Origin of the sequence: Gaetbulibacter sp. PBL-D1, from assembly GCF_050509525.1 — a bacterium.
GTDB classification, from domain to species: Bacteria; Bacteroidota; Bacteroidia; order Flavobacteriales; family Flavobacteriaceae; genus Gaetbulibacter_B; species Gaetbulibacter_B jejuensis.
The window spans coordinates 281,545-296,545 of record NZ_JBNWKB010000001.1; the positions used below are offsets into that span (position 1 = coordinate 281,545).

General features: G+C 31.9%; 14 protein-coding genes. 10 read left to right on the forward strand and 4 right to left on the reverse strand.

Going from position 1 to position 15,001, the window contains the following annotated elements; translation table 11 throughout:
* Nucleotides 1-10 precede the first annotated feature (10 nt).
* The 4 genes from mreC to rodA are packed head-to-tail and all read left to right on the forward strand — an operon-like array spanning nucleotide 11 to nucleotide 4,552.
* Complete coding sequence (mreC, locus tag ACQ0RB_RS01430) at nucleotides 11-835, forward strand: rod shape-determining protein MreC (protein ID WP_129759210.1); 825 nt, start codon at nucleotides 11-13, stop codon at nucleotides 833-835.
* Nucleotides 828-1,334, forward strand: coding sequence for a rod shape-determining protein MreD (gene mreD / locus ACQ0RB_RS01435; RefSeq protein WP_335973940.1), 507 nt, complete (start codon nucleotides 828-830; stop codon nucleotides 1,332-1,334). Before mreC ends, mreD begins: the two co-directional genes overlap by 8 nt.
* Nucleotides 1,331-3,265, forward strand: coding sequence for a penicillin-binding protein 2 (gene mrdA / locus ACQ0RB_RS01440; RefSeq protein ID WP_335973938.1), 1,935 nt, complete (start codon nucleotides 1,331-1,333; stop codon nucleotides 3,263-3,265). The genes mreD and mrdA overlap by 4 nt, the downstream gene beginning before the upstream one ends.
* Nucleotides 3,266-3,274: 9 nt before the next feature.
* Nucleotides 3,275-4,552, forward strand: coding sequence for a rod shape-determining protein RodA (gene rodA / locus ACQ0RB_RS01445; protein WP_335973937.1), 1,278 nt, complete (start codon nucleotides 3,275-3,277; stop codon nucleotides 4,550-4,552).
* 28 nt (nucleotides 4,553-4,580) lie between these two features.
* On the opposite strand, the gene ACQ0RB_RS01450 is transcribed toward rodA, so the two are convergent.
* Together ACQ0RB_RS01450 and ACQ0RB_RS01455 are read right to left on the reverse strand one after the other, a co-directional pair.
* Nucleotides 4,581-5,183 (reverse strand): DUF6705 family protein, encoded by a 603-nt coding sequence (locus ACQ0RB_RS01450; protein WP_430495980.1) that lies wholly within the window; start codon nucleotides 5,181-5,183, stop codon nucleotides 4,581-4,583.
* A 158-nt stretch (nucleotides 5,184-5,341) separates the two neighbouring features.
* Nucleotides 5,342-7,975, reverse strand: coding sequence for a valine--tRNA ligase (locus ACQ0RB_RS01455; RefSeq protein WP_430495982.1), 2,634 nt, complete (start codon nucleotides 7,973-7,975; stop codon nucleotides 5,342-5,344).
* A gap of 184 nt (nucleotides 7,976-8,159) precedes the next feature.
* Here ACQ0RB_RS01455 and ACQ0RB_RS01460 point away from each other — a divergent pair, with 184 nt between their 5' ends.
* Nucleotides 8,160-8,585 carry a DUF1573 domain-containing protein gene (locus ACQ0RB_RS01460; protein WP_129759215.1) on the forward strand — a complete coding sequence of 142 codons (426 nt, stop codon included), beginning with the start codon at nucleotides 8,160-8,162 and terminating at the stop codon, nucleotides 8,583-8,585.
* A gap of 48 nt (nucleotides 8,586-8,633) precedes the next feature.
* Here ACQ0RB_RS01460 and ACQ0RB_RS01465 read toward each other — a convergent pair whose 3' ends face one another.
* Nucleotides 8,634-9,965: an aspartyl protease family protein gene (locus tag ACQ0RB_RS01465; RefSeq protein ID WP_430495984.1), complete on the reverse strand. Its 1,332-nt coding sequence runs from the start codon at nucleotides 9,963-9,965 to the stop codon at nucleotides 8,634-8,636.
* Nucleotides 9,966-10,081: 116 nt separating this feature from the next.
* On the opposite strand from ACQ0RB_RS01465, the gene ACQ0RB_RS01470 reads away from it, so the two are divergent.
* From ACQ0RB_RS01470 to ACQ0RB_RS01485, 4 genes are all read left to right on the forward strand, one after another.
* On the forward strand, nucleotides 10,082-11,272 hold the full coding sequence (locus tag ACQ0RB_RS01470) for a pyridoxal phosphate-dependent aminotransferase (protein ID WP_430495986.1): 1,191 nt from the start codon (nucleotides 10,082-10,084) through the stop codon (nucleotides 11,270-11,272).
* On the forward strand, nucleotides 11,273-12,286 hold the full coding sequence (gene murB, locus ACQ0RB_RS01475) for a UDP-N-acetylmuramate dehydrogenase (RefSeq protein WP_430496129.1): 1,014 nt from the start codon (nucleotides 11,273-11,275) through the stop codon (nucleotides 12,284-12,286).
* Between the two features lie 236 nt (nucleotides 12,287-12,522).
* On the forward strand, nucleotides 12,523-13,053 hold the full coding sequence (locus ACQ0RB_RS01480; RefSeq protein ID WP_129759218.1) for an RNA polymerase sigma factor: 531 nt from the start codon (nucleotides 12,523-12,525) through the stop codon (nucleotides 13,051-13,053).
* Nucleotides 13,054-13,064: 11 nt separating this feature from the next.
* Nucleotides 13,065-13,865, forward strand: a complete 801-nt coding sequence (locus tag ACQ0RB_RS01485) for an anti-sigma factor domain-containing protein (RefSeq protein WP_430495989.1) — start codon at nucleotides 13,065-13,067, stop codon at nucleotides 13,863-13,865.
* Between the two features lie 73 nt (nucleotides 13,866-13,938).
* Here ACQ0RB_RS01485 and aqpZ read toward each other — a convergent pair whose 3' ends face one another.
* Nucleotides 13,939-14,625: an aquaporin Z gene (gene aqpZ, locus ACQ0RB_RS01490; RefSeq protein WP_430495991.1), complete on the reverse strand. Its 687-nt coding sequence runs from the start codon at nucleotides 14,623-14,625 to the stop codon at nucleotides 13,939-13,941.
* 166 nt (nucleotides 14,626-14,791) lie between these two features.
* Here aqpZ and ACQ0RB_RS01495 point away from each other — a divergent pair, with 166 nt between their 5' ends.
* A complete protein-coding gene (locus ACQ0RB_RS01495) occupies nucleotides 14,792-14,995 on the forward strand; it encodes a membrane or secreted protein (protein WP_129759221.1) in 204 nt (67 codons plus the stop codon).
* Nucleotides 14,996-15,001: the final 6 nt, after the last annotated feature.

Consider the following 15,001-nt stretch of genomic DNA (forward strand, 5'->3'; position numbering starts at 1 on the left):
GTAATTAATAATGCAACAAATCATCAACTTTGTTATTAGAAACAAAACATTTCTTTTGTTTTTGTTGTTGTTTGGTGTATCGTTGGCTTTAACAATTCAATCGCACTCTTACCATAAAAGTAAGTTTATAAATTCTGCTAATTTTTTCACTGGTGGAGTTTACAAACAAGTAAACAACATTGGTCAGTATTTTGATTTAAAAAGCGAGAACCAAAAACTTCTTGAAGAAAACAACAGACTAAAGTCTATCTTATTCAATAGAGAAACTGATACTTTAAAATCGTTTTATGCTGACAGTACGATGTACAGCAAACGCTTTAAACTTACTCCAGCAGTTGTTTATAAAAATAGTTATTCAGCAACCAACAACTACCTTACTATAAATAAAGGAAAAAAAGATGGTATCCAACAAGATTTTGGAGTTATCACTTCCAAAGGTATTATTGGTATTATTGACAACACATCTAATAGTTACGCTAGAGTACAATCTATTTTAAACACAAATAGTAGAATAAATGCTCAACTTAAAAAAACGAGCCATATTGGGTCTTTAAGATGGGATACAAAGTCACCTGAATTAGCACAATTGAAAGACGTTTCAAAATTTGCACCTGTTGCCGAAGGCGACACTATTGTTACTGGTGGGCAATCAACTATTTTCCCTAAAGGAATTCCCATTGGAACTGTTAATGATTTTGTTTTAGACATTGGTGGAGACACATATACCATTAATGTAAAACTATTTAACGACATGACTAACGTTGGGCATGTTTACATTATTGAACATCTTGATAGAGAAGAAATAGAGACACTTCAAAACCCAGTAAATGAATAATTCTGCAGTAAATACTACATTACTTTTTATTACTGTATTACTAGTACAGGTTTTGGTATGTAATCACATCAATTTTTTAGGCTATATAAATCCGTATGTTTACATACTTTTTATTATGCTTTTTCCGATAAGAACCAATAGAACCGTTATTATTATTCTTGGTTTTTTATTAGGTTTATGTGTAGATTTTTTCTCTGACTCTGGTGGTGTTCATGCAGCTGCAGCAGTTACTATTGCTTACATTAGACCTGTATTGCTTAAGTTTTCCTTCGGAATGATTTACGAACACCAAAGCATTAAATTTAGCAATACTGAGTTAGGAAACCGATTGATATATATTTCACTGTTTACTGTTATTCATCATTTCGTGCTATTTTCACTTGAAGTTTTTAACATTTCTAAAATAATTTTAATACTTCAAAAGACGTTATTCTCTAGTATTTTTACTACAATACTATGTTTTATGTCAACAATTCTATTTAGCAAAAAACGTCGATGAGAAAACTTTTACTTCTTTCAACAGTTGTTATTGTTGGACTTATTTTTATTGCAAGATTATTTTATTTACAGGTTTACAACCAAAGTACTTATAATCTTTATGAAGATAATGCCATTAGAAAAGTATATGATTACCCAAAACGTGGTTATGTTTACGATAGAAACGGTAAACTCTTAGTTGCCAATCAACCCTCTTATGATGTAATGATTATTCCTAGAGAAGTTGAGCCTTTAGACACTTTAGAATTTTGTAATCTTTTAAAAATCACAAAAGAAGACTTCAAAAAAAAGTATGATAAAGCTTACCACTATTCTCCTAGATTACCTTCGCCTTTTGTAGCACAATTATCTAAAGAAGATTATGCCTTGTTACAGGAAAAAATGAGAAAATTTGAAGGCTTTTACATTCAAAAACGTTCACTTAGAGATTACCAAACCAGTATTGGAGCAAATGTTTTAGGAGACATTGGAGAAGTAAACAATACCATTATACAAAGGCAACCATATTATAAAATGGGAGACTTAATTGGCAAACAAGGTATAGAGATTTCTTACGAAGAAACTTTACGAGGCGTTAAAGGCATTAAATTTATACAAAAAGACCGTTTTAATAGAGATATAGGACCTTATAAAGAGGGTATTTATGACACTTTGCCTGAACCAGGAAAAGATATTACTATTACAATTGATGCAGAATTACAGGCCTATGGCGAGCTTTTAATGCAAAACAAAAGAGGTGGTATTATTGCTATTGAACCTAGCTCAGGAGAAATACTAACTATGATTTCATCACCTACCTACAACCCTAATTTGTTAGTAGGTAGAAACCGCTCTAAAAATTTCACTAAACTTTATAACGATTCGCTTTCACAACCACTTTACGATAGAGGTTTACAAGCTATGTATCCTCCAGGTTCTCCTTTCAAAGTAATTAATGCTTTAATAGGTTTACAAGAAAATGTAGTTACAACCAACGATAAGTTTACGTGTGCGCATGGTTATAGATATGGAAACCGAAAAATGGGTTGCCATGGTCATAAAAGTCCTGCTGACATGAACTTGGGAATTTACGAGTCTTGTAATGCCTATTTTGCCAATGTATATCGTCGTATTATGGACAAGTATGATACTCCTGCTGAAGGAATGGACATTTGGAGTAATCATGTTAAGAGTTTTGGACTAGGGAATTATCTGGGTTATGACCTAAGGGTTGGACAACCAGGAAAAATCCCAGATGCTGAAACCTATAATAGAGCCTATGGAAAAAACAGATGGTATACCACATTTACACTTTCAAATGCTATTGGGCAAGGTGAAGTGCTTGCTACTCCAATTCAGTTAGCTAACATGGTTGCTGCTATTGGAAACAGAGGTTATTATTACACACCTCATATTATTAAAAAAATTGAAAACGACACCATAGACAGCAAGTATACAACTCCTAATCACACCACTATCGACAAACAAAATTTTGAACCTGTTATTCAAGGTATGTATGATGTTTACAATAAAGGAACAGCAAAATACCTACAAGTTCCTGGTATTGAAATTTGTGGAAAAACAGGAACTGCTGAAAACTTCACAAGAATAGATGGCGTAAAAACTCAACTTACTGACCACTCTATTTTTGTCGCTTTTGCTCCCAAAGACGACCCTAAAATAGCCATTGCTGTTTTTGTTGAAAATGGGTATTGGGGAAGTCGTTTTGCTGGTAGAATTGCTAGTTTAATGATTGAAAAATACATTAAAGGAGAAATCACCAGAACAGATATGGAAAACTGGATACTTCAACACACTTTAGAGCATGAATATGAAAAACCTCATTCTGGAAAACCATTTAAAATTAATGGCGAATCAAGAATTATGACGGTTAATGAGTATGAGTTGGAGAAACAAAGAAAAATTAATATCAATACACAAACTGCTAACTAACCAAGATAAATGCAGAGAGAACACAGAGGCTTTAAATTTGATTGGATAACAATAGCGTTGTTTTTAATTCTTGTTGGGTTTGGGTGGCTTAACATAGTTTCGGCATCACACACAGGAGAAATCACTAGTTATTTTGACATGAGTCAACCTTATGGTAAACAGCTTATGTTTATCATGCTTACTCTTGCGCTAATAGTCATTATTCTTTCTATAGAAGCAAAATTTTATGAACGGTTTGCTAGCATCATCTATTTCATTTCATTACTCTCCCTAATTGGTTTATTCATTTTTGGAAAAAACGTTAATGGTGCTACCTCATGGTACGCCATTGGAGGCATGACATTACAACCAAGTGAGTTTGCAAAATTTGCAACATCACTAGCAGTTGCTAAATACATTAGCGATTTGCAAACCAACATGAAAACCCTTCAAGACCAATTAAAAACTGTAGCTATAATAGTTGTCCCTGCAATTCTTATTTTATTACAAAATGATGCAGGAAGCACCATAGTGTATGCTTCTTTTTTCTTTGTATTTTATAGAGAAGGCCTACAACAAATTTACTTACTTATTGCTATTGCAATACTATTATTATCTGTACTATCCTTAAAGTTTGGTGTCTTGTTTACAGCTATTCTCTCAGCTATTTTAATATTCACCATTTACTTTTTAAAACGAAAAAAGCGTGCTTCGTTTTTGCAACCCATTGTTGTTTTAGTCTTATGCATTGGATTCGCTTTTGGAGTTCGTACGTTTTATGATAGCATCTTAAAACCTCACCAAAAAGACCGTATTAGCCTTTGGTTACGCTTAGAAAAAGATCCTGAAAAGCTACAACAGATGAAGCAAACCATCTTGTACAACCTCAACGAATCTGAAAAAGCAATTAGCTCTGGTGGTCTAACAGGAAAAGGATATTTACAAGGCACTAGAACTACAGGAAAGTTTGTACCAGAACAGCATACCGACTATATTTTTAGCACAGTTGGAGAAGAATGGGGTTTTGCTGGTAGTGCATTGGTTGTTGTTTTATTTGTAGCATTAATTATTAGAGTTCTGTACTTAGCCGAATCTCAAAAGAACCAATTTAGCCGAGTGTATGGCTATTGTGTTGCATCCATCCTTTTTGTGCATTTTACAATTAATACAGGAATGGTAATGGGCTTAATACCTACAGTTGGTATTCCTCTACCCTTTTTTAGTTATGGAGGCTCTGGACTTTGGGGCTTTACCATACTACTTTTTATTTTTGTAAAGCTAGACAGTAACAAGATTAATGAGTGGTAAAAACCTTATGTATCGTCTTAAAAGTTCTTTATTGTTTAATAAAAACTAACTCGTCTAGTAAAGGTATTGTTGGTAATGGTCTTGGTAAATCTGTATCAGGATTAATGCTCATTTCTCCACTTAATGTCATAGTTGCCTTTATTGCTTCTTGCCCATTAACAACTCTTTTATGTAATACTAATGCACCTGTATATGGCTTTAAAGCATCAACATACCCAATATCTAATCTTTTTTCTCCTTCAACACAATCATCAGAAGGTAAATACTTACAGTCATTATATATAAGATTTCCTCCTAAGTGGTGATCATATGCTCCTATTGATGTATCATTTAAATTAGTTAATGTATTTACTTTCTCTACACCATTTTCTATAAATTGATATTCACCTACTATAATATCTTCATAACATACATTATTAAAATACATTGGTTTTTTTCTTAAAACTATTTTAAACGATGTATTGTCATTTGTATATATCCAAGTACCTACAAATGTATCTAAAACATTATTGATATCTTTATAATAAGCGTTAGCTTGTTCTTCTCCTTTCCAAGTTTCTAAGGCTATTATTGGACTTTGTGCTTTGCAATTTAAAAAGCTAAATATTATTACTATTACAATGCATTTCATTTTTTTATATAAACCTTATTAATTTTAGTAAATATAAATGCTGAAAACATGTTTCCCAAACCAATAATGAGTAAAAGAAGAGTTTCAATTAGTTATAGTATAAAACAAAAAGGAACTGAAATTCAGTTCCTTTTCTTTTATCTATAGTTTTCAATGCTTTATTTCAAACTCGCTAAACTTGCTTTTAAGGTTTCAATTTTTGCTAAAGCATCAGCTTCTTTTTTCTTTTCAGAAGCTACAACCTGCTCTGGTGCATTGTTTACAAAACGTTCATTTGATAGTTTTTTCTGTACTGATTTTAAGAACCCTTCAGTATAGTTTAACTCTTCGGTTAGCTTTTTAATTTCAGCTTCAACATCAATAGCTCCAGACATAGGTATAAAATACTCGTTAGATTTTACTCTAAAAGTCAAAGCTCCTTCAACAGCTTCAGTAACATAAGCGACTTCTTCTAAGTTTCCTAACTTTTTAATTACCTCATCAAATGTTGGTTGAATTTGCTCATTGTTTAAAACCGAAAATGCAATAGCATCTTTAAACGCAATATTTTTATCTTTTCTTACAGAACGAATTCCTGAAACTACTTGTGAAGCAAAATCAAACTCGGTAATTAAAACTTCGTTTACTGATTTTTGCTCAGGCCATTTTGCTACGATTAAAGCTTCTTCTGGTGAACGCTCTCCCATAGCTTGCCAAATTTCTTCAGTTATAAATGGCATAAATGGATGCATAATTTTTAAGTTCTCTTCAAAAATGGAGATTAACTTGTTATAGGTTACAGCATCTATTGGTTGACCATAAGTTGGTTTTACTATTTCTAATAACCAACCACAAAAATCATCAAAAATAAGTTTGTAAATACTCATTAAAGCATCGCTCAAACGGTATTTACTAAAATGATCTTCGATCTCAATTAACGCCTTTTGAAACTTGGCTTCATACCATTCTAATGCTATTTTACTTGAATTTGGTTGCTCAATATCTTGAGATACTTCCCAAAGTGTTGTTAAGTAAAATGCACTCCATACTTTATTGCCAAACCCTTTACCTTGTTGACATAAGGCTTCGTCAAACAACAAGTCATTTCCTGCAGCAGAACTTAATAGCAACCCTACACGAACACCATCTGCTCCAAACTCTTCAATTAGCTTTAAAGCATCAGGAGAATTCCCTAAAGATTTACTCATTTTACGGCGTTGCTTGTCGCGTACCAATCCTGTTAAGTATACGTTTTCAAATGGTCTTTCATCAGTATATTCATAACCTGCAATAACCATACGAGCTACCCAAAAGAATAAAATATCAGGACCTGTTACCAAGTCGTTTGTTGGATAATAGTATTTAAACTCTTCGTTATCTGGGTTTCTAACACCATCAAACACACTCATTGGCCATAACCAGGATGAAAACCAAGTATCTAGAGCATCTTGGTCTTGAGTTAAATCTGAAACCTGAAGTTCGGAGTTTGAAGTTTTAGTCTTAGCTAACTCTAGTGCATCTTCTATGGTTTCAGCAACCACAAAGTCTTCTTTTCCATCTCCATAGAAATAGGCAGGAATTTGATGTCCCCAATATAACTGTCTAGAAATATTCCAATCACGAATATTCTCCATCCAATGACGATAAGTATTTTCAAATTTCTTTGGAAACAACTTAACATCTCCTGTTTCTAAAACAGCTTTTATTGCTGGTTTTACCAGTTCTTCCATTTTTAAAAACCATTGATCGCTTAATCGAGGTTCGATAACAGCTTTGGTTCTTTCGGAAGTTCCTACTTTATTAATGTGAGTTTCGGTTTTAATTAAAAACCCTTTTTCTTCTAGTTCTTTAGTGATTTCTTTTCTTACTACAAAACGATCTTTTCCTTCGTAATGCAACCCAAAACTATTAAGTGAAGCATCCTCATTAAAAATATCAACAACTTCTAAATTATGTTTATCACCAAGCATTTTATCATTCTCATCATGAGCTGGTGTAACTTTTAAACAACCTGTACCAAACTCAACATCAACATAATCATCTTCAATAATAGGAATCACACGATTACATAAAGGCACAATTGCCTTTTTACCTTTTAAATGCGTAAAACGTTCGTCATTAGGATTAATACAAATTGCTGTGTCTCCAAAAATGGTTTCAGGACGCGTAGTAGCAATAGTTAACGTATCATCACTTCCTTCTATTTTATAATTTAAGTAGTAAAGATTTCCTTGTTTTTCTTCATAGATTACCTCTTCGTCTGAAAGTGTTGTTTTTGCTTCAGGATCCCAATTCACCATTCGGTAACCACGATAAATAAGTCCTTTGTTATACAAATCAACAAATACTTTTATCACAGCTTCACTCATGTCTTCGTCCATAGTGAATTTTGTTCGTTCCCAATCACAAGAGCAACCTAATTTTTTAAGTTGATCTAGTATTACACCTCCATATTCGTGAGTCCAATCCCAAGCGTGTTTTAAAAACTCATCGCGAGTTAAATCGTTTTTATCTACACCTTGGTCTTTAAGTTTTGCTACAACTTTTGCTTCGGTAGCAATAGATGCATGGTCTGTTCCAGGAACCCAACATGCATTTTTACCTTGTAAACGCGCACGACGAATTAAAACATCTTGAATGGTATTATTCAACATATGTCCCATATGTAGTACTCCAGTGACATTAGGTGGTGGAATGACAATAGTATATGGTTCTCTACTGTCTGGTTTTGAATGAAAATAATTATGTTTCATCCAGTAATCATACCACTTGCTCTCTACATTTCGTGCATCATATTTTGATGGAATACTCATCTTTGGAATAGTTTTTGAATAATGATGTGCAAAAGTACTTATATTTCTTTTTTTTAGAAATTATTGAGCAAAATAATAGTGTTATTTGCTTTTAACTATGTTAATATTGCTGTAATACGTCTAATAAATTTTGCTTAACAATAAAAAGTAAGTAGCTTTGAAGTATCAATTTAAAATTAAAATGATGAAAAATTTAGTAGTAATTTTATTTGTAGGGCTTTTAAGCCTAGGAACTTTTGCTCAAGAGAAAGTTGCAAAAATTGAATTTAAAACAGATGTCATTGATTACGGAACCATTGAAAAAGGTTCAAATGGTGTTCGTGTGTTTGAATTTACAAACACTGGTAATGCGCCTTTAATAATTTCTAACGTAAAGTCTACTTGTGGTTGTACTGTACCAAAAAAACCTGAAGGTCCAATTATGCCTGGTGAAACTGGTGAAATTGAAGTAAAGTATGATACTAACAGAGTAAACCCAATTAGAAAAACTATTACAGTAACATCTAATGCTGAAACACCTACTGTAGCTCTTAAAATTAAAGGTCTAGTTGTTGACCCAAGTAAGACAAGTGTTTTAGAAAAGAAAGACAAGAGTGTTATGGAACAATAATACTTTGTTAAATAAAAAATTGAAGCCCTCTTTTGAGGGCTTTTTTAGTTATAATAGGCTTTCTAACCTAAAAGTGAATGTTTTTATAATTCCTTTTCGTTCAACCTCTAATTTAATCAGTTTTTTATCTTCTTCACAAAAATATAAAGTAGCTTCTTGTAATGTCATTTTATGAGTCCCTTTATTGTTGATTGATAAAATAACATCTCCTATTTCAAGTCCTGCTCTCTCAGCAGGAGATCCTTCTCTTAACTCAACAATTGTATACGATGGTTTTAAACTGTAATGAAATGTTTGAGAAAAATCAACAATAATGTTATCTCTATTTTCTCTTCCATAACTATCTATATACTTTTTTTCACCTAATTCTTTTATAACCCTTACTCCATATTGCTCTAATACTATTCCACTTTTATTATAAAAAAAAGGCTTTCTAAAGTTGCTGTTCTTTTTTAATGTTACTTTTAAGTTTTTATAATCTACAACTATATTAAAGCGTTTCAATAAATCTCCTGAAATACTTCCATTTCGTTCCTCAAATTTTCGCGCATGACTTATAGAAGCAGAATCAGGATATGCAACGTTTACATTTTCTAGATGGAAATCACCTAAAGAAAATGAATTAACTCTTGAGCGTTTTCCATGTATATTACCACTCAAACCTTTACCTAAAAAATCATGAAAATATTTTTCATTAGGTGGTAATATTTGCTTTTCATGATCTTCAAATAACCATAAAGCATCACTACTCCCTGTATCAATTAATAATTTAACAGGAGTTTTAATTGTATCTATTTCAGCATATGCATCTATATAAGGTTTGTTCTTATTTAATATCATATCGAAAGATTCGCATTTCCTACAGTTTTTATACTTATACTCACTATGTTTGAATAGTTTTATAAATTTTGAACTATAGTTTATTTCTACAACAAAATCTTTGAAAATATCATACCCAATAATTCCATGAACATCTACACCTAATCTAGGTGTAAAATTAATTGAGTTATCAAAAACCACATAAATGTCTTGATTTATATTAATAGCATCACCTACTTTTAAAAAGTTCTCTCTAGATCGTAACGCTTCAATTTCACCATCAGCACCTAATCCACGTAAGTAAATACGCTCTACATTATTAATCAGCAATGAGTCTGTTAAATTAAGAATGTTAAACAAGATAGGTTTACTAACTCCAGAATCTAGCAAAAACGAGAGTTCAACACCATTAACCTCTACTGGAAAAACTATTAGGTTATTAATAAGTTTAAAGTTAATTTTTGTGTAATCTTTATTGTTTGGCAGATTAAAATCATCTTGCGCACAAACCAAAGTACACATCAAAAAAAGCCCAATATTGACAAGTATCCTTTTAAGCATTTTAAATGATTGACTATATACAATTTACAAATCTTTGGAGTAAGATTTTTTTTTAGATGTGTTTTTTAAAAAAACTTTAAGATAATTTTCAGAACTTTGCGTTTTAAATCAAAAAAATGCCGACAATTTCTAAAAAAGGGCAATTAATGCCTGAATCTCCAATAAGAAAATTAGTGCCTTACGCTGAACAAGCTTATAAAGATGGTAAAACTGTTTATCATTTAAACATAGGACAACCAGATATTAAAACTCCTGAAGTGGCTCTAGATGCTGTAAAAGTGCATTCTTTAGACATACTTGCTTACACAAGATCTGAAGGATCTGAAGCCTACAGAAAAAAAATTGCTGAATATTACCATAAAAACAATATTAAAGTTGAATATGATGATATCATAGTTACTACTGGAGGAAGCGAAGCGTTGTTATTTGCTTTTGGTAGCATAATGGACTCTGACGATGAAATTATTATTCCTGAGCCTTTTTATGCAAATTACAATGGGTTTTCAACAGCTTCTGACATTAAGGTTGTTCCTGTAATTTCCAAAATTGAAGACAACTTTGCCTTACCTGCTATTGAAGAGTTTGAGAAACTAATTACGCCTAAAACAAAAGCAATTCTTATTTGTAATCCAGGAAACCCAACAGGTTATTTGTATTCTAAAGAGGAAATAAAAAAACTAGCTCAAATAGTAAAAAAGCACGATTTGTTTTTAATTGCAGATGAAGTTTACCGTGAGTTTGTTTACGATGGTAACGAGTTTTACTCCATTATGCAAGAAGAAAGTATTGCAGAAAACGCGATAATGATTGATTCTGTTTCAAAACGTTACAGCATGTGTGGCGCAAGAATTGGGTACTTGGTATCAAAAAACAAATCGTTTATTAAAACTGCTCTTAAATTTGCTCAGGCAAGACTTAGTCCGCCAACTTTAGCACAAATTGCTAGTGAAGCAGCTTTATCCACTCCTCAAAGCTATTTTAATGGTGTTATAAATGATTATGTATCTAGAAGAAATACGCTTATCTCTGAATTAGAAAAGATTGATGGTGTAAAAGTAGCTAAACCAAAAGGAGCATTTTATTGTATTGCTGAATTACCAGTAAAAAGTGCTGATAATTTTGCTAAGTGGTTGTTAGAAAAATTTGATATTGACAAAGAAACTGTAATGGTTGCTCCTGCTGCTGGATTTTATTCTACTCCTGGAGTTGGTTTAAACCAAATTAGAATAGCTTACGTACTTAATGAAAATAGCCTTATAAAAGCTGTTAATATTTTAAACGAAGCACTAAAAGTTTACAAAGACTAAATCTTGATAGAGCAACAAAAATCTTTAAAAACCTATAACACATTTGGTATTGATGCTAAAGCAAAACACTTTACATCAGTAAACTCATTAGCTGAACTTACAAGTATTTTGGCTTCAAATGAGTATCCAGAAAAATTCATATTAGGTGGTGGTAGTAACATGCTACTTACTAAAGATATTGATGCGCTAGTAATTCATGTGAATCTTAAAGGAATTGAAATAATTTCTGAAGATGATAACTATGCTATTGTTAAAGCTTATGCTGGCGAAAATTGGCACAAATTTGTATTGTGGTGTCTTGAGCATAATTTAGGTGGAGTTGAAAACCTATCTTTAATTCCTGGTAATATTGGAACTGCTCCAATTCAAAATATTGGTGCTTATGGTGTTGAGTTAAAAGATGTTTTTGAAAGCTGTGAGGTAATGGAAATTGCTACACAACACACAAAAACATTTAATAAACAAGATTGTAAATTTGGGTATAGAGAGTCAATCTTCAAGCAAGACGCTAAAGGAAAATACATTATTACAAGTGTTAACTTAAAACTTACCAAAAAAGAGCATAAGTTAAATACTGGTTATGGAGCTATTATTAGTCAACTCGAAGACATGAAAGTAAGCCATCCTACTATTCAAGATATTTCAAAAGCAGTTATTGCTATTCGCCAAAGCAAATTGCCTGATCCAAAAGAAATAGGCAATAGCGGAAGCTTCTTTAAAAATCCTGTAATTTCCTCTGATCATTTTAATGAATTACAAGCTAATTTTCCTGAAATACCAAGTTATACAGTTTCTGATAAATTAGTTAAAGTACCTGCTGGTTGGTTAATAGAAAAAGCTGGTTTTAAAGGAAAAACCTTTGGAGATTATGGAGTTCATAAAAAACAAGCTTTAGTTTTGGTTAATTACGACAACGCTAAAGGAAGTGACATTTTAAAACTCGCTAAATTAATTCAGCATACTATAAAACGAATATTTAATATTGATATCGAAACCGAAGTCAATATCATCTAATAAAAAAAGCCTCTAAATCAGAGGCTTTAACGTGCTATAGAATATTTTTTGAAAAAAGCTATTAATCAATTTCTTACTAAGAAAATAGTACTCTATAGTATTTAATTTGTAATCAATCTATCAACTATGTAGTAATTTTAGTAATTTTACTACCTTTATTTATATACGTTTAAAAAGGTACTTTGGATTTTTTTAAGGTACATTTTTTTTAAATTAACACTAAATTTTAAAAAATTTTGAGCACGTCGATTGAGCAAACCATTGTTAATCTCCTTGAGAAAGGAGACAAAGCGGCAATTAATTTACTGTATGAAAATTATGCTGACAGTCTTTATGGTGTTATTTTAAAAGTAACCATAAACGAAGAAATAGCTCAAGATGCACTACAAGAAACCTTTGTAAAAGTTTGGAAAAACGCTAAAAAATACGACTCTAAAAAGGCTAAATTATTTACTTGGTTATACCGAATTGCAAGGAACACAGCAATAGATAAATTAAGAAGTTTTAATAATAGATTTGAAAAAGAAGTCCAAATCGACAAATCAAACGTATATATTCTACCAACAGCAACTTTAAATCAAGATGTTATCGATTTAAAAGAGCATGTTGCAAGGCTAGACGAAAAGTATCAAATTATCTTGAAAGCCCTGTTTTTTGAGGGCATGACGCAACAAGAAGCCAGTGATGAATTAGATATTCCGTTAGGTACTGTAAAGTCTAGATTAAAAATTGGATTACGAGAATTAAAAAAGCTCTATGTCCATTAAAAAGTATTGAAATGGAAACAAAACTACATTCTTTTTTACAATCTGGTCTAATAGATAAATACATATTAGGCACAGCAACTCCTTCTGAAATAACGGAAGTAGAACACTACATTTCTACTTATCCTGAAGCAGAAGAAGAGTACATGAAATTGCAAGACAACCTAGAAATTCTTGCTAAGGCTAATGCTATTGAAGCTCCTATGTTTATTTTAGATTCAATTCATGAAGCCATTGACGAAAAACCTGTAATTTCTTTAGAGCCAAAAAAGGTAAAGTCTAAAACGCCTTGGTACAAATACAGTATTGCTGCAAGTATTGCTGCATTTGTTTTTGCTGGAGCAGCTACAATGTTATACCTTCAAAATCAATCTTTATTAAAAGAAAACCAAGTAGTTGTAGACGAGATTTTTGATTTAAGAAGCGACATAGAAAAAAACAACAGTAAGTTAGATGATGTTATGCGTCAGTTTATGGAACTTAATAATCCTGACACTGAAAAATATGTTTTAAGAGGCAATGATAGAGCTAAAGACCTTAAAACCGTTGCCTACATTAATGCAAAAGAAAAAACATCAATGATTGATGTGGTGTCTTTACCAAAATTACCAGAAAACCAAACCTATCAAATTTGGGCTGAGTTACAAGACAAGATGGTAAACCTTGGTATTTTGGACGTTGCTAACAGAAAATTAAAACAAATACCTTATATGGAAGATGCTTTAGGTTTAAGTATAACTATAGAGCCTAAAGGAAACCAAAACAGTGCTAGTGCAGAAAATGCTGTAGCAGAAATTGCTTTAAAAAACAACTAGTTAATTTCACATTAATAAAACTAAAAACCACCTGAATTCAGGTGGTTTTTTTATTCAATCATCTCTATAAAACTTATTCTTTTGAGAATAATGCTTTATGAATTAACCCAGCAACAATAGCACCTGCAATTGGAGCTAACCAAAACAACCATAACTGAGAGGTAAATTCTCCTCCAGCAAATAATGCTTGACTTGTAGACCTAGCAGGATTTACTGATGTATTAGAAATTGGAATACTTATTAAATGAATTAAAGTTAAAGCTAAACCAATAGCAATTCCTGCAAAACCTTCAGGTGCTTTCACGTAAGTACTTCCTAAAATAATCAGTAAAAAGAACATTGTTAACACAAACTCGGTAATTAAAACAGAAGTCATACTAAACCCTCCAGGAGACAACTCTCCATAACCATTAGCAGCAAAACCTCCAATGTTCACAAAATCTGATTTTCCTGTTGCAATAACATACAACACTCCTGCAGCTGCAATTGCACCAATTAATTGAGCTATAATGTAACCCAACACATCTTTAGCAGGAAACTTTCCTCCTGCCCATAACCCTAACGAAACTGCAGGATTAAAATGCGCTCCTGAAATATGACCAACAGCATAAGCCATTGTTAGCACTGTTAAACCAAAAGCCAATGCTACTCCAACAAACCCAATACCTAAATCAGGATAAGCAGCTGCAAAAATTGCACTTCCGCAACCACCAAATACAAGCCAAAAAGTTCCGAAGAATTCTGCGAATAATTTTTTCATGATTAAAAAATTTTATTAGTTAGATAAATAAATGTAATTCTATTTATGCTTACGACACTAATTTTGTTAATAAGTCACAAAATGAGCACTTTACAATCCGTTAAAAGCTTATTAAAACCCTTTCATCATTCTATATTAAAATAGTATCTTTGTAAAAATTTTTACAATGAAACTCTTACTTATTACATTAATTCTTTTAGGCTTAGGAATTGCTGGAATTGCTATAAAACTTTGGGCAAAAAAAGATGGGGAATTTGCTGGTACTTGTGCTAGTCAAAACCCTATGCTAAACAAAAGTGGAGAAGCTTGTGGTTTTTGCGGAAAAACGCCTGATCAGTTCAATAATTGCAATGAACCTCAACACTCATAAACCTTA